The organism is Paracoccus hibiscisoli (assembly GCF_005048265.1).
GTDB classification, from domain to species: Bacteria; Pseudomonadota; Alphaproteobacteria; order Rhodobacterales; family Rhodobacteraceae; genus Paracoccus; species Paracoccus hibiscisoli.
In genome coordinates, this window is the sequence record NZ_SUNH01000019.1 from 1 (window position 1) to 19,809 (window position 19,809).

Annotated in this window: 17 protein-coding genes and 1 tRNA gene; 9 read left to right on the forward strand and 9 right to left on the reverse strand. The window is 67.1% G+C overall.

From position 1 onward, the window contains the following. Positions 1–130 precede the first annotated feature (130 nt). Entirely contained in the window at positions 131–274 is a 144-nt protein-coding gene (locus FA740_RS19740; protein WP_169306308.1) for a hypothetical protein, read from the forward strand. A gap of 312 nt (positions 275–586) precedes the next feature. Here FA740_RS19740 and FA740_RS13640 read toward each other — a convergent pair. Then, positions 587–661, reverse strand: a tRNA-Gln gene (locus FA740_RS13640). A 94-nt stretch (positions 662–755) separates the two neighbouring features. On the opposite strand from FA740_RS13640, the gene FA740_RS13645 reads away from it, so the two are divergent. Then, positions 756–1,931, forward strand: a complete 1,176-nt coding sequence (locus tag FA740_RS13645) for a BaiN/RdsA family NAD(P)/FAD-dependent oxidoreductase (protein ID WP_136857392.1) — start codon at positions 756–758, stop codon at positions 1,929–1,931. On the opposite strand, the gene FA740_RS13650 is transcribed toward FA740_RS13645, so the two are convergent. The 4 genes from FA740_RS13650 to FA740_RS13665 all read right to left on the reverse strand — a co-directional run bounded on the left by FA740_RS13650 (position 1,928) and on the right by FA740_RS13665 (position 6,489). Beyond that, the gene (locus FA740_RS13650) at positions 1,928–3,235 is read right to left on the reverse strand and encodes a mechanosensitive ion channel family protein (protein WP_136857328.1); all 1,308 of its coding nucleotides are present in this window, start codon (positions 3,233–3,235) and stop codon (positions 1,928–1,930) included. The two genes, FA740_RS13645 and FA740_RS13650, sit on opposite strands and share 4 nt — an antisense overlap. Continuing rightward, positions 3,232–4,074 carry a 3-deoxy-8-phosphooctulonate synthase gene (kdsA, locus tag FA740_RS13655; protein ID WP_136857329.1) on the reverse strand — a complete coding sequence of 281 codons (843 nt, stop codon included), beginning with the start codon at positions 4,072–4,074 and terminating at the stop codon, positions 3,232–3,234. The genes FA740_RS13650 and kdsA overlap by 4 nt, the downstream gene beginning before the upstream one ends. After that, positions 4,071–5,774, reverse strand: a complete 1,704-nt coding sequence (locus tag FA740_RS13660; RefSeq protein WP_246053635.1) for a KpsE/RkpR family capsule polysaccharide export protein — start codon at positions 5,772–5,774, stop codon at positions 4,071–4,073. The genes kdsA and FA740_RS13660 overlap by 4 nt, the downstream gene beginning before the upstream one ends. Positions 5,775–5,835: 61 nt before the next feature. Next, positions 5,836–6,489, reverse strand: a complete 654-nt coding sequence (locus FA740_RS13665; protein ID WP_136857331.1) for an ABC transporter ATP-binding protein — start codon at positions 6,487–6,489, stop codon at positions 5,836–5,838. Positions 6,490–6,658: 169 nt separating this feature from the next. Between FA740_RS13665 and FA740_RS13670 the strand changes: the two genes are divergently transcribed. The 5 genes from FA740_RS13670 to FA740_RS13690 all read left to right on the forward strand — a co-directional run bounded on the left by FA740_RS13670 (position 6,659) and on the right by FA740_RS13690 (position 13,375). Beyond that, complete coding sequence (locus tag FA740_RS13670) at positions 6,659–7,252, forward strand: uracil-DNA glycosylase family protein (RefSeq protein ID WP_136857393.1); 594 nt, start codon at positions 6,659–6,661, stop codon at positions 7,250–7,252. 178 nt (positions 7,253–7,430) lie between these two features. Further along, positions 7,431–8,396, forward strand: a complete 966-nt coding sequence (locus FA740_RS13675) for a TAXI family TRAP transporter solute-binding subunit (protein ID WP_136857332.1) — start codon at positions 7,431–7,433, stop codon at positions 8,394–8,396. An 85-nt stretch (positions 8,397–8,481) separates the two neighbouring features. Beyond that, a complete protein-coding gene (locus FA740_RS13680; RefSeq protein WP_136857333.1) occupies positions 8,482–11,286 on the forward strand; it encodes a TRAP transporter permease in 2,805 nt (934 codons plus the stop codon). After that, entirely contained in the window at positions 11,279–11,704 is a 426-nt protein-coding gene (locus FA740_RS13685) for a universal stress protein (RefSeq protein WP_136857334.1), read from the forward strand. Before FA740_RS13680 ends, FA740_RS13685 begins: the two co-directional genes overlap by 8 nt. Before the next feature lie 3 nt (positions 11,705–11,707). Beyond that, positions 11,708–13,375, forward strand: a complete 1,668-nt coding sequence (locus tag FA740_RS13690) for a formate--tetrahydrofolate ligase (protein ID WP_136857335.1) — start codon at positions 11,708–11,710, stop codon at positions 13,373–13,375. A 4-nt stretch (positions 13,376–13,379) separates the two neighbouring features. Here FA740_RS13690 and FA740_RS13695 read toward each other — a convergent pair whose 3' ends face one another. Beyond that, positions 13,380–14,795 carry a hypothetical protein gene (locus tag FA740_RS13695; RefSeq protein ID WP_136857336.1) on the reverse strand — a complete coding sequence of 472 codons (1,416 nt, stop codon included), beginning with the start codon at positions 14,793–14,795 and terminating at the stop codon, positions 13,380–13,382. A 136-nt stretch (positions 14,796–14,931) separates the two neighbouring features. Here FA740_RS13695 and FA740_RS13700 point away from each other — a divergent pair, with 136 nt between their 5' ends. Together FA740_RS13700 and FA740_RS13705 are read left to right on the forward strand one after the other, a co-directional pair. Then, entirely contained in the window at positions 14,932–16,527 is a 1,596-nt protein-coding gene (locus FA740_RS13700; RefSeq protein WP_136857337.1) for a peptide chain release factor 3, read from the forward strand. Positions 16,528–16,703: 176 nt separating this feature from the next. Beyond that, positions 16,704–17,213 (forward strand): hypothetical protein, encoded by a 510-nt coding sequence (locus FA740_RS13705; protein WP_136857338.1) that lies wholly within the window; start codon positions 16,704–16,706, stop codon positions 17,211–17,213. On the opposite strand, the gene FA740_RS13710 is transcribed toward FA740_RS13705, so the two are convergent. The 3 genes from FA740_RS13710 to FA740_RS13720 are packed head-to-tail and all read right to left on the reverse strand — an operon-like array spanning position 17,199 to position 19,798. After that, positions 17,199–18,074, reverse strand: a complete 876-nt coding sequence (locus tag FA740_RS13710) for a transglutaminase-like domain-containing protein (protein ID WP_338119668.1) — start codon at positions 18,072–18,074, stop codon at positions 17,199–17,201. The genes FA740_RS13705 and FA740_RS13710 overlap by 15 nt on opposite strands. Further along, on the reverse strand, positions 18,071–18,493 hold the full coding sequence (locus FA740_RS13715; RefSeq protein ID WP_136857339.1) for an OsmC family protein: 423 nt from the start codon (positions 18,491–18,493) through the stop codon (positions 18,071–18,073). Before FA740_RS13715 ends, FA740_RS13710 begins: the two co-directional genes overlap by 4 nt. Positions 18,494–18,553: 60 nt before the next feature. Then, positions 18,554–19,798 carry a deoxyguanosinetriphosphate triphosphohydrolase gene (locus tag FA740_RS13720; protein WP_136857340.1) on the reverse strand — a complete coding sequence of 415 codons (1,245 nt, stop codon included), beginning with the start codon at positions 19,796–19,798 and terminating at the stop codon, positions 18,554–18,556. Between the last annotated feature and the right edge of the window lie 11 nt (positions 19,799–19,809).

Below are 19,809 nucleotides of genomic sequence, written 5' to 3' on the forward strand. Positions count from 1 at the left end.
AATCCAAATCCGCATCGCACTCATGAACCGCTTCTCGGCCATCGGAACGGCCGAGATAGTCCGCGTGGACTGATGACAACGGGGAAAGGGGGCATCACGTCTCACGCGTGAGTTACGCAACAACGCCGAGTTGAAGAAAGCCAAGGCTGACGCAAAGGCAGCAGCACTTGAACTTCGGCTGTTGAATGCTGAGCAGGCGGAACGCGATCTTCGCGAGGAGATCGCCTATACCGAATGGCAGCGTGATCAGGAAGGCAAAGAAAAAGCTGCCTGATCGCATGCGACACGCAGCCTGATCAGCCGTAATGCTAAGTAGTCTAGGGCGAACCGAGAACCGCCCTGGACTGCGATCAGTCGGATCACTGCGCGGGTGGCATCCCAAAAACCCCGACATGGCACGGTGGCAATCTCCTATCCGCCGCGCGGTGCCTGCCTATTGCCCCGAACGCCCCCATAGCGTTCGGGGCTTTTCTTATTGGCATGAGTCGATGCAACCAAAATAGCCCACGTGCTACACAAACAGAGTTGTAACACATACGCTCGACAGCGCCACGTTAAGCTGTTGATTTTACTACTAAATATGAATTGGCTGGGGCGGTAGGATTCGAACCTACGGTACACGGTACCAAAAACCGATGCCTTACCACTTGGCCACGCCCCAACTGTGCAGGGTGATTACCCAAGCGCGTCGGGGGGTGCAAGACGGAAAATGCAGAAATCTTGCCCCCATGCGAAAGCCCCGCTATCGACGCGGCATGGAACATGCGGATCTTGTCATATTGGGGGCCGGCGCGGCCGGATTGTTCTGCGCCGGATCGGCGCTGGCGCAGGGGCGGCGGGTCATCGTGCTGGATCATGCCGCCACCCCGGCGGAAAAGATCCGCATCTCGGGCGGGGGGCGGTGCAATTTTACGAACCTTGCGACCGCGCCCGATCGGTTCCTGTCGGACAATCCGCGATTCGCGGCCAGTGCTCTGGCGCGGTATCGGCCTCAGGCCTTTGTCGATCTGGTCGAGACGGCGGGAATCGCCTGGCATGAGAAGACCCAGGGCCAGTTGTTCTGCGATGGCAAGGCCACCCAGATCACCGCGATGCTGCTGGACCGCATGGCCGGGGCCGAGTTGCGGCTGGAGACCCGCATCGCCGGGGTGGAGCGTCAGGGCGACCGCTTTGTGCTGGAGACCTCAGGCGGGGCGATCACGGCGGCGCGCGTGGTCGTGGCCACGGGCGGCAAGTCGATCCCCAAGATCGGGGCGACCGGCATGGCCTATGACCTGGCGCGCCAGTTCGGGTTGCGTCTGGTTGAGACGCGTCCGGCGCTGGTGCCGCTGACCTTTGCCGAGCAGGATCTGGCGCTCTGCCGCCCTCTGGCGGGCCTGTCCGTCGAGGCGCGGATCGCCCATGGGGGCGGGGCGTTTCGCGACGCGCTGCTGTTCACGCATCGGGGCCTCAGCGGGCCGGTAATTCTGCAGATCTCCAGCTTTTGGCAGGCCGGAGAGACGCTGACCATCGACCTGTCGCCCGACCGCGATATCGCGGCCGCGCTGAAGGCCGCGCGGGCGGGGGCGGGCCGTGCGCAGGTCGCCACCGTGCTGGGGCAGATGCTGCCCGATCGCCTGGCGCAGGCCATCGTCGCCGAGACGGGGCTTGTGCAGGCGCGGCTGGCCGATCAGCCGAACGCCCGCCTGGACGCCCTGGGCGCGCGGGTCAACCGCTGGCAGGTGCGCCCCGTGGGCACCGAAGGCTATCGCACCGCCGAGGTCACATTGGGCGGGGTCGATACACGCGATCTGGATGCGCGGACCATGCAGGCGCGGCAGGTGCCGGGGCTGGCCTTCATCGGCGAATGCGTCGACGTGACCGGCTGGCTGGGCGGCTATAACTTTCAATGGGCCTGGGCATCGGCCGATGCGGCCGGTCGCGCGGCCTAACCGCGCGGGGTGGGGTTCAGCAGGTCGCGGCCGTCATCGATGCGCTCGCGCTCGACCATCTCCTCGAAGGCGGCGTCGGGGCCCAGATCCGACAGGCGGCGGTCGGCGGGGCGCGAGGGCCGCGTGGCGGCAGGCGCTTCGGACGCGTCGGTCTGTTCCAGGCGAATACGGTGGATGGGCTCGGGGATCAGATAGCCCTTGGCGTCCAGCGCGTGGCGCAGCAGGCGGAACGCCTCGCCCCGCGCCAGGTCGAAATCGGTGCCGTCCTGCGACACCCAGCCCCCCGCGCGGATCACCACATGTTCGGGGCCCTGCGCATCCAGCCAGGCCACCGGTTCGGGGCGTTTCAGCACGAAATCCATGCCCGCCAGCGTCTTCAGCACGACGTCGCGCGCGCGGCCCAGATCGGCGCCCGGATCGATCGCCAGATCGACCATGAAGCGCCGTTCCGGATTGCGCGTGTAATTCGTCAGGACCGCCTTGTAGATGATCTGGTTCGGGATGCGGATGTGGTTGCCGTCCAGCGTCAGCAGGGTGGTGCCCCGGCTGGTCAGGCGGATCACCCGGCCGCGCAGGCCGTTCACCTCGATCAGATCGTTCGGGTTGAAGGGCTGGCGCAGCGACAGCAGCATCGTGGCCACGAACCCCTCGATCGTGTCGCGCGCGGCAAAGGACAGCGACAGGCCAAAGATGCCCGCAGCACCCAACAGCGTGCCCAGCAGCGCCCGCGCCCCCATCAGGTCCAGCGCGACCACCAGTGCCACGATCCAGGCGGTCAGCCGAATCGTCTGCGCCAGAAACCCCGCGATGAAGGGATTGGGCGCAATTCCCGCCAGCGCGCGTTCGCGCCGCGACAGCCAGCCGCCCGCCAGCACGATCACTGCCCCCACGGCCAGGCCAAGCGCCATGAAGGGCAGCCCCGCCACCACCGCCGTCAGCCGCGTCTGGAACCGGTCGCGGACCGAGACCAGCCGCGTGCCCAGATCGGTGGACAGGGTCACCCGGTCCTCGATCGCGACGACGCCCTCGACCCGCGCCAGCAGGGTCTCCAGCCGGGCGACGGTCTGCTGTTCGGTGACCTCTCCGGTCAGGGTGACGATGCCGGCATCGACCCGCGCGCTGACCCCGTCGAATTCGGGCACCTGCGCCAGGATGCTGCTGATACGCGCCAGGATCGCCAGATCGGTCGCCTGATTGTCCTGGGTCGAGATCGCGCCGCTTGGCACCTGCGGCACGGCGGGGTCGGGGGCCTGCGCCGCGACGGGCGCGGCCAGCGCCAGCAGGATCAGCAGCGCACGGATCATGCCGGCAGCGGGTCGGCCTTTGCCAGTCGGTCGAAGGCCATCAGAGAGGCGATCAGCGCGGGCATCCGGTCCAGCGGGATCATGTTCGGCCCGTCCGAGGGCGCGGTGTCGGGCGCCTCATGCGTCTCGATGAAGACCCCGGCCACGCCAAGCGCCACCGCCGCCCGCGCCATCACCGGCGCGAATTCGCGCTGCCCGCCCGAGCTGCCGCCCTGGCCGCCGGGCTGCTGGACGGAATGGGTCGCGTCCATGATCACCGGATAGCCGGTGCGCGCCATGATCGGCAGCGACCGCATGTCCGCCACCAGCGTGTTATAGCCAAAGCTGGCCCCGCGTTCGGTCAGCAGGATGTTGCCATTGCCGGTCGAGGCGACCTTGTCGGCCACGTTCGGCATGTCCCACGGCGCCAGGAACTGACCCTTCTTGATGTTCACGACCGCCCCTGTCCGGCCCGCCGTCAGCAGCAGGTCGGTCTGGCGGCACAGGAAGGCCGGGATCTGGATCACGTCCACGACCTCGGCCGCGCGGATCGCCTGGCCGGCGTCATGCACGTCGGTCAGGACCGGACAGCCGAAACGGTCACGCACGGCGGCCAGGATCGCCAGCCCCTCGTCGATGCCCAGGCCGCGGCGCCCCGACAGGGACGTGCGATTGGCCTTGTCATAGCTGGCCTTGAACACGAAGGACGCGCCCGCATCGGCGCAGGCCGCGGCCATCGTCTCGGCGATCATCAGCGCGTGGTCCAGGCTTTCCAGCTGGCAGGGTCCGGCGATCACCGTCAGCGGCAGGTCGTTGCCGCAGGTGATCGGGCCGATGGGGATATGCTTGGGCGTGGTCATGTCGATACCTGTTCGCGAAGGATGGAGGCCGTCAGCGACAGCATCAGATAGATACCCGAAAAGATCAGGAAAGCCACCAGGGTGTTCTGGAACGCCTTGGGATATGTCGCCTCGTCCGGCGGGATCGGCGCGATGGACAGCGACAGATAGCGGACCTGCTTGTTGGCCTCGATGCGCGCGGCCTCCATCTGGGCGGCGGCGGCGCCCAGCATCTCCTGGCGGGTGACCATCTCGGCCTCGGCCACGCGCAGCTCTCCCGCGATCGCGGCCAGAGAGCCGCGGGTGTCGCTGTCCTGCGTCAGTTGCAGGCGCGTCTCGGCGATCAGCTCGCGCAGGCGGGTGATGTCGCCGCGCACCGCATCCACGCGGCTCTGCAGCGGGCGCGGATTGGCCAGCAGCTGCCCCAGCTCCAGCTGTTTTTCCGTCAGCTGGCTTTCCAGGCCGCTGACCTGGCCCATCACGACGCTGCTTTCGGCGACCGGGTCCAGCACGCCCAGCCTGACCTGCAGCTCCTGCACACGCATCTGGGCGGCCAGCATCTTGGCCTCGGCATCCTCATAGGTCTCGCGGGCGCCCTCCATCTGGTCGGCGCGCATCCGCGAGGTCAGCGCATCGACCAGCTCCTCGGCATAGGTGATCAGCGCGCGCGAGAACTGCTCGCTTAATTCGGGATTGGGGGCAATCACCTCCATGTTCAGCACGCCCTCGGTCGGGTCATAGCCGATCTTGACCGAATCCTGATACAGGCTGAACGTCGCCTCGTTCGTGGCATCGGGGGGCAGGCGCTTGATCGCGTCCACCGAGGGGTCCTGATACGCGCGCCGGAACCCCAGCTCCGCGTCCAGCCGCAGCATGGCGTCGCGCGATGTCAGATAGCTCTGGACCGCGACGGCGTCCTGGTTCGTGCCCAGGCCCGTGCCGCCCAGCATCGCCCCCAGACCGCCGCCCGACCCGCCGCCTTCGGCCGACTGGATCTGGAACTGCGACACGGTCGCATAAAGCGGCGAGGCGATGCGGTGGTAATACCAGCCGACCAGGACTGTCGGCAGCATGACGAACAGCATCAGGCGAAAGGCCAGCATCGCCATCCGGCGGCGGCGGCGGCGGGCCAGGTCGCGCTGGATGCGATAAATCTCGGCGGCGCGCTTTTCCTCGGTCAGTTCCTCCCGCGAGGGCAGGGCGGGGCGCTTTCCCGGCGCCCGGTCCGGCAGGATCGAGGGGACGGGCGCGGGCCGCAGCGCCGGGGCGTTGGGCGCGGGGGCCGCCTGCGCGCGGCTGCCTTCGGAGGACAGGATGCTGCCGACCGCAGTGCGATGCGACGGGTCGATCCCCCGCTCGCGCAGGCGCAGGACGGCCTCCTCGGGGGATGCGGCCTCGATTTGGTGCAGGGCGGCGATGCGGCGGGCGATGCGCATCTGCCGCTCGGTCAGCTTTTCCGCGCGGATCGCGGCCAGTTTGGCCTCCAGATCGGGGTCGTCGGCGGGGGCGGGGGCCGCAGGCGCCGCGGCCGGGGGCTTGGTCAGGCTGAAATCGCCGAAACCGTCATCGACTGGACCGGTGGCCAGGAACTTGTCCAGCCGTGCCTGGCGGTCCTTGGGGGGCTCGGTGTTCCCTGCGGCACGGGGCGCACGGCGCGTCACTTCGACCCGGATGGCCCCGTCAGGGGCGCGCGGCGCGGCGCCGGTGTGGTCCGCGGGCACGGCGCCGGGGCTGCCGCCCTGCGTGACCGATTCCGAGGCAGAGAGGTGATACCGGCGCGCTCTAGGAGGTGTAGTCATAATATTGCTTTGCCTCGTCGAGGGTCTCGAACAGGTAAAGCCTGCCGTCGCGCAGGATCGCCGCCCGGTTGCAGAACTTTTCGATGGTGCTGGGCTGGTGCGACACGATCACCGTGGTGGCGGTCTGCAAACGTTCGAACAGGACGCGGCCTGCCTTGCGGTTGAATTCGACATCGGTGGTCTGGGGCATGCCCTCATCAATCAGGTAGATGTCGAAATCCAGCGCCAGCAGCAGCGAAAAGTTGAATCGCTGCCGCATGCCGCTGGAATAGGTGCCTACGGGCATGTCGAAATATTCGTGGATGTCGCACAGCCAGCGGGTGAAGGCCGAGACGTAATCCGGGTCCAGCCCGTAGATCCGGGCGATATAGCGCGCGTTTTCGTTGCCGGTATGGCGGCTGACCAGACCGCCCATGAAGCCCAGGGGAAACGAGATCCGGCATTCGCGCCTGATCCGCCCCTCATCGGCCTTCTCCAGGCCGCACATCATGTTCACAAGCGTCGTCTTGCCGGTGCCGTTGGGGGCCAGGATGCCCAGGGACTGGCCCAGTTCCACCCGGAACGAGGCCTGGTCCAGGATGATCTTATGCTGCTTGCCGGTCCAGAACGACTTGGACACATCGTCAAATTCTAGCATGGCCTTGCTTTACCAACAAAAAACGGCACGAGGCGTGCCATGCCGGGTGCCTCGACTGCCGGGGCGACCTTAGGGCGGGCCGGACGGGCTGTCCAGCCTTGCCATCCGGCCCCAGAAATTGTGATCTGACCAGCCTTATTTCTTGATCATTTCGTCATAAATGCCGCAGATGATGGCGCCTGAACCTCCGCTGGACGACCGCATCCGGGCCTGCCGGATCTGCCGCGACCGCTTTGCGGCGACGGCGACCGGCCATCGGCCGCGCCCGGTCGTGTGGTTCAGCCGCACGGCGCGGGTTCTGATCGCGGGGCAGGCACCCGGCGCACGGGTCCACGCCAGCGGTCTACCCTTTGACGACCGGTCGGGCGACCGGCTGCGCGACTGGATGGGGATCGACCGACCGACCTTCTATGACCGCGACCGGATCGCCATCGTGCCGATGGCCTTCTGCTTTCCGGGCTATGATGCGCGTGGGGCCGACCTGCCGCCGCCGCCGATCTGCGCGGCGACCTGGCGCGCGCCCGTGATGGCGCTGCTGCAGCCGCGGCTGACGCTGCTGGTAGGCGGGCATGCGATGCGCTGGCACCTGGGCGCGCGGTCGGTCACGCCCACGGTGCGCGACTGGCGCGCCCATGCGCCGGACGTGATCCCGCTGCCCCATCCCAGCTGGCGCAACACCGGCTGGCTGCGCGCGAACCCGTGGTTTCAGGCCGATCTGCTGCCCGCGCTGCGCGACCATGTGGCGGCTGCGCTGGCGGGCTGAGGGCAGGCGGCGCGAAAAACCGCGATCGGTCTGGAGCCCGGCCGGAACCGAGGGTAAGGCACGGCGGTTCAGCGACGGGGTTGTGTTTCGCGCACAGTTCCCTGACGATGACGTGATCCTGCGGGTCCGGGCGCCAGGCGCGCCCCGACCGGCCAAAACAGACCAAGGGAGACGCCGCATGAGCCACCTGAAACCCGTCCTGCTGAGCACCGCCTTCGCGCTCTGCGCCACGCCGCTGATGGCGCAACAGGAACAGTTCATCACGATCGGCACCGGCGGCCAGACCGGCGTCTATTACGTCGTGGGCCAGTCGATCTGCCGCCTGGTGAACCGCGACACCGCCACCACCGGCCTGCGCTGCACCGCGCCCGCGACCGGCGGGTCCATCGACAACATCAACCAGATCAAGTCCGGCGGCATGACCATGGGCGTGGCCCAGTCCGACTGGCAGTTCCACGCCTATAACGGCAGCTCTGACTATGAGGGCGACGCGTTCGAGGACCTGCGCGCGGTCTTTGCCGTCCACCCCGAGCCCTTCACCGTCGTGGCCCGCGCCGATAGCGGCGTCGAGACCTTTACTGATCTGTCGGGCAAGCGCGTGAACGTGGGCAACCCCGGGTCGGGCTCGCGCGGGACCTTCGAGGTCGTGCTGGAGGCGATGGGCATGAGCATGTCCGACTTTGCCCTGTCGTCCGAGCTGCGCCCGGCCGAACAGTCAGCGGCGCTGGGCGACAACCAGGTCGACGCGATCAGCTATACCGTGGGCCATCCCAACGGCTCGATCCAGGAGGCGACCTCGACCGTGGACGCCCGCTTGGTCGACGTGTCCGGCCCCGAGATCGACGCGCTGGTCGAGGCCAATCCCTTCTACTCCAAGGTCACGATCCCCGGCGGCATGTATGCCGGCAATGACGAGGATACCGAGACCTTTGGCGTCAAGGCGACCTTCGTGACCTCGGCCGCAATCCCCGAGGAGACCGTCTATCAGGTGGTCAAGGCGGTGTTCGACAACTTTGACCGCTTCAAGGGCCTGCACCCCGCCTTCGCGACCCTGACGCCCGAGGAGATGATCGCCGACGGCAACAGCGCCCCCCTGCATCCGGGCGCCGAGCGGTATTACCGCGAACAGGGCTGGATCGAGTGATCCACGCCTGACCGGGGCGGCCCTGATGGGGCCGCCCCTTCATCATGCCTGAACAAGAACAAGATGGATCGCAGGGGGTGCCGTGATGAGCCGGAACGACGGGACAAAGGAGCGCCAGCAACAGGCCAGCGCGGTCGAGATGCAGGCTTCGGGGCGCGGGGCGCTGACGCAGGAGGAGCTGGACGAGCTGGTCGCCTCCTCGGACACGGGCGCGCGCACGCCGCCGGGGCTGGTGGGCAAGCTGATCCTGGCGGTGGCGTTGTGCTGGTCGCTGTTCCAGCTGTGGATCGCCTCGCCGCTGCCCTTCATGCTGAATTTCGGCATCATCAGCGCGACCGATGCCCGCGCGGTGCATCTGGCCTTCGCGCTGTTTCTGGCTTTCATGGCCTATCCCGCTGAAAGATCACCGTTTCAGCTGGCCTTGGGGGTCGCGGTTCCGCTGATCCTGTCGGGCCTGTTCATCTATGGCGCCCCCGCCGCCATGCCGATCTGGTGGATCGCGCTGGCCGGGGCGGGCGTGATCGCCGCCGTCCTGCTGGGCAGCCCCAAGACCCGCGTGCCGCCGTGGGAATGGGCGCTGGCGCTGGTGGGCGTGGGCGTCACGATGTACGTGTTCCTCAACAGCGACGCCCTGGGCCGCCGGGTCGGCGCGCCGATCACCACCGACGTGCTGATGGCCGTGATCGGCATCCTGCTGCTGCTGGAGGCCACGCGCCGCAGCCTGGGCCCGGCGCTGATGATCGTGGCGACGGTGTTCCTGGTCTATACGTTCCTGGGGCCCTACATGCCCTCGATCATCGCCCATCGCGGCAATTCGCTGGCCGAGGTCGCCAACCACCAATGGGTCACGACCGAGGGCATCTTCGGCATCGCCCTGGGCGTCTCGACCAGCTTCGTGTTCCTGTTCGTGCTGTTCGGCGCGCTGTTGGACAAGGCGGGGGCGGGCAACTACTTCATCCAGGTGGCGTTCTCGCTGATGGGGCACCTGCGGGGCGGGCCGGCCAAGGCCGCCGTGGTCAGCAGCGCCATGACCGGCCTGATCTCGGGGTCATCCATCGCCAACGTGGTCACCACCGGCACCTTCACCATCCCGCTGATGAAGAAGGTGGGCTTTTCCAGCGAAAAGGCCGGCGCGGTCGAGGTCGCATCCTCGGTCAACGGCCAGATCATGCCGCCCGTGATGGGGGCCGCGGCCTTCCTGATGGTCGAATATGTGGGCATCCCCTATTTCGACGTGGTCAAGCACGCCTTCCTGCCCGCCACGATCAGCTATATCGCGCTGGTCTACATCGTCCATCTGGAGGCGATGAAGGCCGGCATGCAGGGCCTGCCCCGCGCCTATGAGCCGCCCCCGATCCTGCAGCGCCTGATGTTCATCGCCTTCATGGTGGCGGGGATCTGCGCGCTGTCGCTGGCGGTCTATTACCTGATGGGATGGATCCGGCCCGCCTTCGGCTCCAGCGCGCCCTATGTGGTCTTTGGCCTGCTGACGGCGGCCTATGTCGGCCTGATGTGGGTCGCCTCGCGCGAGGAGCCGCTGCAGATCGACGACCCCAACGCCCCGGTGACGGCGCTGCCGCTGCCGGGACCGACGGTGCGGTCGGGCCTGCACTATATCCTGCCGGTGGTGGTGCTGGTCTGGGCGCTGATGGTGGACCGGCTGTCGCCGGGCCTGTCGGCCTTCTGGGCCACGGCATATATGATCTTCATCCTGCTGACGCAGCGCCCGCTGATGGTGTGGCTGCGCGGCGCGGACCGCACCGGCATCAGCACCACGGCCCGCGCGCTGCGGGTGGGCGTGGACGATCTGGTCGACGGTCTGATCTCGGGCGCACGCAACATGATCGGCATCGGCATCGCCACGGCGACGGCGGGCATCATCGTGGGCGCGGTCAGCCAGACCGGCGTGGGCTCGGCCCTGGCCGATGTGGTCGAGGTGCTGTCGGGCGGCAACCTGCTGGCCATCCTGGGCCTGACGGCGGTGCTGTCGCTGATCCTGGGGATGGGGCTGCCGACCACGGCGAACTATATCGTCGTCTCTGCGCTGCTGGCGCCGGTCATCGTCACCCTGGGCCAGCAGAACGGGCTGATCGTGCCGCTGATCGCGGTCCATCTGTTCGTCTTCTATTTCGGCATCATGGCCGATGTGACGCCGCCCGTGGGGCTTGCCTCCTTTGCGGCGGCGGCGGTGTCGGGGGGCGATCCGATCCGCACCGGTGTCGTGGCGTTCTTCTACAGCCTGCGGACGGCGGCGCTGCCGTTCCTGTTCATCTTCAATACCGACCTGCTGCTGATCGACGTGGGGTGGATGCAGGGCATCTTTGTCTTTGTCACCGCGACCATCGCGATGCTGCTGTTCGCGGCGGCGACGCAGGGCTGGTTCCTGGTGCGCAACAAGATCTGGGAGACGGTCCTGCTGCTGCTGATCGCCTTCACCATCTTCCGGCCGGGCTTCTTCTGGGACTATGTCTTCCCGCCCTTCGAGGAGCGTCCGGGGACCGAGTTCGTCCAGGCGCTGGAGGACAGCGACCCGGGCGAGGGCCTGCGCCTGCAGATCGCGGGGCTGAACGACATCGGCAACCCGGTTGAATTCACCGCCCTGCTGGCCGTCCCGCCCGGCGCCACCGGAGAGGAGCGTCTGGCCGCCGCCGGGATCGAACTGGCCCAGGATGGCGACCGGATGCTGATCGACAACGTGGCCTTTGACAGCCCTGCACAGGCCGCCGGTCTGGATTGGGACCAGACGATCCTGACGGTGAACGCGCCCGTTCCGGCACCGTCGCGGTACTGGATCTATATCCCGGCCTTCCTGCTGATGGGGCTGGTCGTCTGGCTGCAGCGCCGCCGCGAACCCCGCGCCGAACCCGTGAAAGGAGCGCGTCATGCATGACACCGTGTTGTTGCCCATCGACCTGCAGCATCCCGAAAGCTGGGAAAAGGCCCTGCCTGCCGCCAAGCGGCTGGCGGGAGAGCAGGGGGTGATCCACCTGCTGGGGATCGTGCATGATTTCGGCAGCTCGATGGTCGCGACCTTCCTGCCCAAGGGCTATGAGCAGAAGATCCTGCAGAAGATGAAGGAGGCGTTGGACGATTTCGCCAGTCAGCACTTCCCCGACGAATCCCGGGTCCGCATCCACGTGGGGCACGGCCATGTGGCCGAGACGATCCTCAAGGCCGCGGCGAAGTACAAGGCCGACCTGATCGTCATGGCCAGCGACAAGCCGGATGAGCTGCGCAGCATCCTGGTCAGCCGGGACGCCAATGCGGTGGTGCGCCATTCGCCCGTCTCCGTGATGGTGGTGCGCTAGATCATGCAGACCGATCTTCAGATCGCGCGGGCCGCGTCCAAGCGGCCCATTGCGGATATCGCCGCCCGGCTTGGCCTGACGCCCGACCAGATCCTGCCCTATGGCCATGACAAGGCCAAGATCACCCATGACGCGCTGGCCGGCCTCAGCGGTCCCCAGGGCCGCCTGATCCTGGTCACCGCCATCAACCCGACCCCTGCGGGCGAGGGCAAGACCACCACCACCGTGGGTCTGGGCGACGCGCTGAACCTGCTGGGCCACCGCGCGACCATCTGCATCCGCGAGGCGAGCCTGGGGCCGAATTTCGGCATGAAGGGCGGCGCGGCAGGCGGTGGGCGCGCGCAGATCGTGCCCATGGAGGAGATGAACCTCCATTTCACCGGCGATTTCCACGCCATCACCTCGGCCCACAACCTGCTGGCCGCGATGATCGACAACCACATTCACTGGGGCAACGCGCTGGACATCGACACACGCCGCATCACCTGGCGGCGGGTGATGGACATGAACGACCGGGCGCTGCGCGATACGGTCGTGGGTCTGGGCGGTCCGGCCAACGGGTTCTCGCGCCAGACCGGCTTCGACATCACCGTGGCCTCCGAGGTCATGGCGATCTTGTGCTTGGCGCGCGACCTGGCCGACCTGCAGGACCGTCTGGGCCGCATCGTCGTGGCCGAGACGCGCGACCGACGCCCCGTCACCGCGCGCGATTTGCAGGCGGATGGGGCGATGACGGTCCTGCTCAAGGACGCGCTGCAGCCCAATCTGGTCCAGACGGTGGAGAACAACCCGGCGCTGGTCCATGGCGGGCCCTTTGCCAATATCGCCCATGGCTGCAACAGCGTGATCGCCACCCGCGCGGCGCTGCGCCTGTCCGATTACGTCGTGACCGAGGCGGGCTTCGGCGCCGATCTGGGCGCCGAGAAGTTCCTGAACATCAAGTGCCGTCTGGCGGGGCTGTCGCCCGCCGCCGTGGTGCTGGTGGCCACGGTCCGCGCGCTCAAGATGAACGGCGGCGTCGCCAAGGCTGATCTGGGGTCTGAGGATGTCGCCGCCGTCACCGCGGGCTGCGCCAATCTGGGCCGCCATATCGAGAATATCCGCAGCTTTGGCCTGCCCGTGGTCGTCGCGCTGAACCATTTCGCGGGCGATATCGAGGCCGAGATCGACGCCCTGCGCGCCTATTGCGCCCAGCAGGGGGTGCAGGCGATTCTGGCGCGGCATTGGGCCGAGGGTGGCGCGGGCGCCACCGATCTGGCCCGCGCGGTGGTGGGTCTGGCCGAGGGCGGCAAGGCGCAGTTCGCGCCGCTCTATCCCGACGCCATGCCCCTGTGGGACAAGATCGAGACCATCTGCACCCGCATCCACCGCGCCGCCCATGTCGAGGCCGCGCCGGGCGTCCGCGCCCAGCTGGAGGCTTGGCAGGCGGCGGGGCATGGCCACATGCCGGTCTGCATCGCCAAGACGCAATACAGCTTTTCGACCGATCCCGACCTGCGGGGCGCGCCCACCGGCCACACGATCCCGGTGCGCGAGGTGCGCCTGAACGCGGGCGCGGGCTTTGTCGTGGCGATCTGCGGGCAGATCATGACCATGCCCGGCCTGCCGCGACACCCGGCGGCCGAAGTGATCCGCCTGGACGATCAGGGCCAGGTCGAAGGGCTGTTCTGACCGGTCAGGCGGCGGCGGCTGCGGCCGGTTCAGGCTCCAACAGCTGCGCCAGCAGGGACAGGCGGTCCAGGCTGACCAGCATGTCGGGCACCGAATCCTGTGCCGTCAGCGCGCGCGCGGCCAGCCGTCGGGCGCGGTCGCGGATCACGGGGGCAGGCACCCCGTCGCCGTGATGCAGCGCGATGCGGGCGCAGTCCATGAACAGGACGTCATCGCCGGTGCGGGCGGCACGCTCCCACAATGCACTCAGGGCAGGGGGTAGGGGACTGGCGATCAAGACCGGCGCCCCCGAAAGCCACGCGGCCTCGACGCGGTCCAGGGTCGCGGGACCTGCGGGCAGGCGCGGCAGGTCCAGCCAGCGGCGCAGATGCCGCGCCGAGATGGGGTCGCGGAAACAGACCCGCGCCAGGTCCGCCAGCAGCGCCGGTTCCGCTCCGCGCGGGGCCGACAGTCGCCGCAGCCAGTCCTGCCCCGTTGCACGCGTCAGGCTGGTCGCGGCATGCAGCGCCAGCGTGTCGGGGATGGGCGCGCGCGCCAGGCGGTCGGCCAGCAGCCGCGTCGCCGTGCGCAGCGGATGCGGTTGCAGCCAGACGGGCGCCGCGCCCCGCCAGCGCCGCCACGCGGCCATATGCAGCGCCATGGCCACCAGAACCGTGGGTCCCGCCGCCTGCGCCAGCTCCTGATCGGCGGTCCCGAACCCGAGGCGGGCCGGGAACGACCCGTCGGGCCGCTGCACCTGGATCAGGTCGGACACCATCTCGGCCAGCGGATAATCCTCGTCCAGAAGGCGCAGGCAAAAGGCCACCTGCGCGACCGAGGCGGTGCAGCCTGCCGCCTGCGCCCAATCCGCCAGCCTGCGCAGATGGTCGAATATCTGCGTGAAGGCACGCGCCTGCGACAGGCGCGGTCGCCGCGCGCCATAGTGAAACAGCTGCATCAGCAGCTGCGCGACCGTCGTGACATGGTCGGGCGTGATCCGGCGCGGCGAGGTGGTCAGCACCCGTTCGGCCTGGGCCAGCAAGGCGGGGTCATCGGACAGGGCCAGCCGTTGCGGCAGGGGCAGGGCGGCATCCTCGGCCAGCGTCTCGCAGGCCATCTGCCACAGCGGGTCGTCGCAGGCGACGAGGCCCCCCGCCAGCATCAGGCGGACCAGATCGGGCGTGCGTGCGCCCTCCAGCACCCGGATCGCGCCTGCGCGCACCAGATCGGGCGTCAGGCGGCGCATCACGATCACCTCCATCGGAGAGATGCGCCCGCGCAAGCCCGACAGAACCGGTGCCGCCTGGCCCACCATCGCCAGCGCGCCCAGGTCAGGGTGGTCGACCGACATCGCCTCGGGCAGGGCCATGATGCGCTGCCGCAGCCATTCCAGGCCCCGGTTCGACAACAATCGCATCAGCTGATCCAGCGAGCCGTCCATCCGCCTCTCCGTTTTCGTTCCGGCCAGTTTCCCCGGCGGGCGCCGCAGTTCAAGGAAACGATGCAGACAATTCAAGCCAAACCCGCCGCAACACCGGGAATTGCGCCGGACGCGCGGGCGCGCTAAAGCGCGAGGCATGAGCAACCGCCCCGATCTTCCGCCCGAAATCGCCCGCCGCCGGACTTTTGCGATCATCTCGCATCCCGACGCCGGCAAGACCACGCTGACCGAGAAGTTCCTGCTGTATGGTGGCGCCATCCAGATGGCCGGTCAGGTGCGGGCCAAGGGCGAGGCCCGGCGCACGCGGTCGGATTTCATGCAGATGGAGAAGGATCGCGGCATCTCGGTCTCGGCCTCGGCCATGTCCTTCGATTTCGACGGGCACCGCTTCAACCTGGTGGACACGCCGGGGCACAGCGATTTTTCCGAGGATACCTATCGCACGCTAACGGCGGTCGATGCGGCGGTGATGGTCATCGACGGGGCCAAGGGCGTCGAATCGCAGACCCGCAAGCTGTTCGAGGTCTGCCGCCTGCGCGACCTGCCGATCCTGACCTTCTGCAACAAGATGGACCGCGAAAGCCGCGACACCTTCGAGATCATCGACGAGATCCAGGAGAATCTGGCCATCGACGTGGCCCCGGCATCCTGGCCCATCGGGGTGGGGCGCGAATTCATCGGCTGCTATGACATGCTGCATGACCGGCTGGAGCTGATGGACCGCGCCGACCGCAACAAGGTCGCCGAGAGCATCAAGATCGACGGGCTGGACGACCCGCGGCTGGCCGATCACGTGCCCGCCGACCTGCTGGCCAAGCTGCGCGAGGAGGTCGAGATGGCGCGCGAGCTGCTGCCCGCCTTTGACCGGCAGTCGTTCCTGGAGGGGCACATGACGCCCATTTGGTTCGGCAGCGCGATCAACAGCTTTGGCGTGCAGGAGCTGATGTCGGGGATCAGCGAATACGGCCCTCCGCCCCAGCCCCAGAACACGGACGGCCGCCAGATTTCGCCGGACGAGGCGCCGGTCACCGGCTTTGTCTTCAAGGTCCAGGCGAACATGGACCCCAAACATCGCGACCGGGTGGCCTTTGTGCGGCTGGCCTCGGGGCATTTCGAACGCGGCATGAAGATGGTGCATGTGCGCTCCAAGAAGCCCATGGCCGTGTCGAACCCGGTGCTGTTCCTGGCCGCCGACCGCGAACTGGCTGAGGAGGCCTGGGCCGGCGACATCATCGGCATCCCGAACCATGGCCAGCTGCGCATCGGCGACGCGCTGACTGAGGGCGAGGCGCTGCGCTTCACCGGCATTCCGTCCTTTGCCCCCGAACTGCTGCAGACGGTGCGTGCGACCGATCCGATGAAGGCCAAGCACCTGGAAAAGGCGCTGATGCAATTCGCGGAAGAAGGCGCGGCCAAGGTCTTCAAGCCGTCGATCGGCTCGGGCTTCATCGTGGGTGTCGTGGGCGCGCTGCAATTCGAGGTGCTGGCCAGCCGGATCGAGCTGGAATACGGCATCCCCGTCCGGTTCGAGGGCAGCCAGTTCACCAGCGCCCGCTGGGTCAGCGGCCCCAAGGCCAAGGTCGATGCCTTTGCCGAGGCGAACAAGCAGCATCTGGCCCATGACCATGACGGCGATCTGGTGTTCCTGACCCGTCTGCAATGGGACATCGACCGCATCGGCCGCGACCACCCGGAGATCCGGCTGACCGCGACCAAGGAGATGATGGTCTGAAGACTGAGTGGGAGATACGCACGCCTGGGGAGTTTGAAGCAGTTCTTGAGGAACTGTGTCAGCCCATCCTTGGGCGGGGACTTGGCCAGGACGCGCAGGCAAGGGAGCGCTGGACGCTCGGCCACGCACTATTGGCGCGCCGGACTATTTTCGGTGGTCCGCATCCTACGAAGATCGTGAAACAGGAATGTCCGGATTTTTGCCTCGATTTTCTGACTGGGTCAGTCGGCGTTGAGATCGTGGAAGCGATCCCTCAAATAGCAGCGCGTGCCATCTCAATCGCCAATGAAGAGGAAATGCGTGGTCAGCCAGTGCCGACGACCTTGTCCCTTTACCATCTGACACCTGAAGACAATCTAAAAAAACGGCCTCAGGTATTGGAGAGAATCGATTCGACGAAAGCGCCGGGATGGACCGGGGTCGCATCGGACGACTTGTGGGTTTCAGAAATGTGCCGTGCAATTCTAAAAAAATGTAAACTGGCTTCCACTTATTCTTTTAAGCCGCCGCTTCATCTGTTGATCCAAGATGAAGCGGCACAGGGTGTGTCGTTTGAGCGAGCGTGGGTATCATTGTGGAATACTGACGGCTTGATCGAACGTTCTGCAAAAGCGTTTTCAGGCATCCACATCCTTCGTCAGGGCCGGACCCATTCCCGTTACTTTCCCCGGTCAGCCAACAGTTAATGCTTTGGGTGGCTGCGGACCGTAATCCATCCCCGGCAACTCGTTGCCCTCTTTGTCGACCGGGTGGCACCAGACGTCAAAGCCCGTCAGGGTGTGCGGACCAAAGCTGGACAGCATCGACACATCCGCCGCGTCATGCCCGCGTGCGACAACGACGCGGCCAAGGCGGCGTTCGTTGTTGCGGGGGTCGAAGGTCCACCAGCGGCCGGACAGGAACACCTCGATCCAGGCTGCGAAGTCCATCGGGGCATCGACCTTGGGCACGCCGATATCGCCGACATAGCCATTGACGTAACGCGCCGGGATGTTCATCGCGCGCAGATAGGCCAGCGACAAATGCGCGAAATCGCGGCAGACGCCCGTCCCGCCCTGGCTGGCGTCATGGGCGGTGCGGAACACGGACGCCGTGCCATAGTCGAAGCGCAGGACCTTGTGGCCATGATCCAGGATGGCCTGAACGCGGCCCCATCCCGGCGTGACCTGGCCGAACAGGTCCCAGGCCTGCTGGGACAACACGTCGCTTTCGACATAGCGGGACGGCATCAGGAACATCAGCGCCTCGTCGGGCAGCTCCTCGACCGGCACCTCCTGGGCGTCGGGATCGACCTCGTCCCAGGCCTCGCTGTCGTAAAGGGTCACGTCGCCGCGCAGGATGAACTCGCCCGCAGGGGCGATCATCCGGCGGCAGATGTTGTCGAACCGGTCGCGATATTCATGGACCTCGACCTCGGGGGTGGTGGTGACCTCCTCGGGGGCCACGAAATCGGGGTGCCGTGCCGCCTCGGGGGCGACAAGGCAGATCAGGGGGGTCGGCTGCTCGACCGTGATGCGAAACTGATGACCGACCCGGACCAGCATCATGCGACCGATGCGTCCATGGTGATCTCTGCGTTCAGCAGCTTGCTGATCGGGCAGCCGGCCTTGGCCTTTTCCGCGATCTCCAGCACCCTGGCGCGGTCGGCATCGGCGGTGATCGTGGTGGTCAGGTGGGCCTTCTTGACGGCGAAACCGTCGCCCTCCTTGTCCATCGAGATGTCCGAGGTGGTCTTGATCGACACGCCCGAGATCCCCTCCTGCTCCAGCATCATCGCCAGCGCCATCGAGAAGCACGAGGCATGGGCCGCGCCCACCAGCTCCTCGGGGTTGGTGCCGGGCTTGTCCTCGAAGCGGGTGTTGAAGCCGTAGGGCTGGGCGGACAGCGCGCCCGACTTGGTCGAAACCTGGCCCTTGCCCTCTTTCAGGCCGCCAGTCCATTCGGCAGATCCGGTGCGGGTGATCATGACATCCATCCTTTGCTTGGGTCAGTGTTGCGCGCTCAACGCGGCAACACCAGCCAAGGTTCAGGGCGCGTCGTGAAACAGCCGTTGATGTTCAGCAATCGCATAGCGGTCAGTCATGCCTGCCACATAGTCCAGCACCAGCCGGGCGCGCTCGGTCGGATCGTTCAGCGCCACGGCCGCGGCGCGCCACTGGTCGGGCAGGCGGTCGGGGTGGTCCAGATACAGCGGGAACAGGTCATGCAGCATCTGGGTGACATGCGTGCGTTCGACCACGACCGAAGGGGCGCGGTACATGCGCTGGAACAGGAAGGACTTGATCGCCTTGATGTTCTGATAGAGCGGCTTGGAAAAGCGGATGATCGGGCCGTCCATCGCGCGGATGTCGTCGGCCGATTGCGGCTGCAGGCCCGCCAGGCGGTTCTGGGCGACCGCGATCACATCCTCGACCATGACGCCGAAGACGCGGCGCAGCGCCTCGTAGCGGCGGCGCGTGGGGTCCAGGCCGGGATAGCGGCGGTCCACCTCGGCGAAGGCCGGGCCGATGACGGGCAACTCGGCCAGATCGGCCTCGGTGAACAGGCCCGCGCGCAGCCCGTCATGCAGGTCGTGGTGGTTATAGGCCACGTCATCGGCCACCGCGGCCACCTGCGCCTCGGCGCTGGCATTGGTGTGCAGTTCAAGGTCCCACAGCGCGTTCACATCGGCCAGCGCATAGGGCAGGGGGCCGGTGATGGGGCCCCCCGTCGGGCTTGTCCCGACAATTGGACCATTATGTTTCGCGATGCCCTCAAGGCTTTCCCAGGTCAGGTTCAGCCCGTCGAAATCGGCATAGTGCCGCTCCAACCGGGTGACGATGCGCAGGGCCTGGGCATTGTGGTCGAAGCCACCATAGGGGGCCATCAGGGCTGCCAGCGCGTCCTCTCCGGTATGGCCGAAGGGCGGGTGGCCCAGGTCATGGGCCAGGGCCACGGTCTCGGCCAGGTCGGTGTTCAGGCCCAGGGCACCGGCGATGGTGCGGGCGACCTGTGCAACCTCGATCGTGTGGGTCAGGCGGGTGCGGAAATAGTCGCCGCGATACCCCTCTCCGTCATGCTCGACAAAAACCTGGGTCTTGTGCTTGAGCCGCCGGAAGGCGCTGGAATGGATGATCCGGTCGCGGTCGCGCTGCCAGGGCGAGCGAAAGGTCGACAGGCTTTCGTCATGCAGCCGCCCGCGGCTGTCGGCAGGCTGGCAGGCATAGGGGGCAAGTGCGGTCACGGGGCATTCCTTGCGGCTGGTGCCCGGCGACCCTATATTTGATGGCATCAGACGAAAAC

Excerpts from the sequence above, each read along its gene's own strand:
- FA740_RS13650 (WP_136857328.1), bottom strand. The coding sequence starts at position 3,235 with ATGATCCGTGCGCTGCTGATCCTGCTGGCGCTGGCCGCGCCCGTCGCG.
- FA740_RS13700 (WP_136857337.1), top strand. The coding sequence starts at position 14,932 with ATGAGCAACCGCCCCGATCTTCCGCCCGAAATCGCCCGCCGCCGGACT.
- FA740_RS13715 (WP_136857339.1), bottom strand. The coding sequence starts at position 18,493 with ATGATCACCCGCACCGGATCTGCCGAATGGACTGGCGGCCTGAAAGAG.
- FA740_RS13645 (WP_136857392.1), top strand. The coding sequence starts at position 756 with ATGGAACATGCGGATCTTGTCATATTGGGGGCCGGCGCGGCCGGATTG.
- FA740_RS13695 (WP_136857336.1), bottom strand. The coding sequence starts at position 14,795 with ATGGACGGCTCGCTGGATCAGCTGATGCGATTGTTGTCGAACCGGGGC.
- FA740_RS13665 (WP_136857331.1), bottom strand. The coding sequence starts at position 6,489 with ATGCTAGAATTTGACGATGTGTCCAAGTCGTTCTGGACCGGCAAGCAG.
- FA740_RS13710 (WP_338119668.1), bottom strand. The coding sequence starts at position 18,074 with ATGATGCTGGTCCGGGTCGGTCATCAGTTTCGCATCACGGTCGAGCAG.
- FA740_RS13670 (WP_136857393.1), top strand. The coding sequence starts at position 6,659 with ATGATGGCGCCTGAACCTCCGCTGGACGACCGCATCCGGGCCTGCCGG.
- FA740_RS13675 (WP_136857332.1), top strand. The coding sequence starts at position 7,431 with ATGAGCCACCTGAAACCCGTCCTGCTGAGCACCGCCTTCGCGCTCTGC.
- FA740_RS13680 (WP_136857333.1), top strand. The coding sequence starts at position 8,482 with ATGAGCCGGAACGACGGGACAAAGGAGCGCCAGCAACAGGCCAGCGCG.
- kdsA (WP_136857329.1), bottom strand. The coding sequence starts at position 4,074 with ATGACCACGCCCAAGCATATCCCCATCGGCCCGATCACCTGCGGCAAC.
- FA740_RS13685 (WP_136857334.1), top strand. The coding sequence starts at position 11,279 with ATGCATGACACCGTGTTGTTGCCCATCGACCTGCAGCATCCCGAAAGC.
- FA740_RS13690 (WP_136857335.1), top strand. The coding sequence starts at position 11,708 with ATGCAGACCGATCTTCAGATCGCGCGGGCCGCGTCCAAGCGGCCCATT.
- FA740_RS13720 (WP_136857340.1), bottom strand. The coding sequence starts at position 19,798 with ATGCCATCAAATATAGGGTCGCCGGGCACCAGCCGCAAGGAATGCCCC.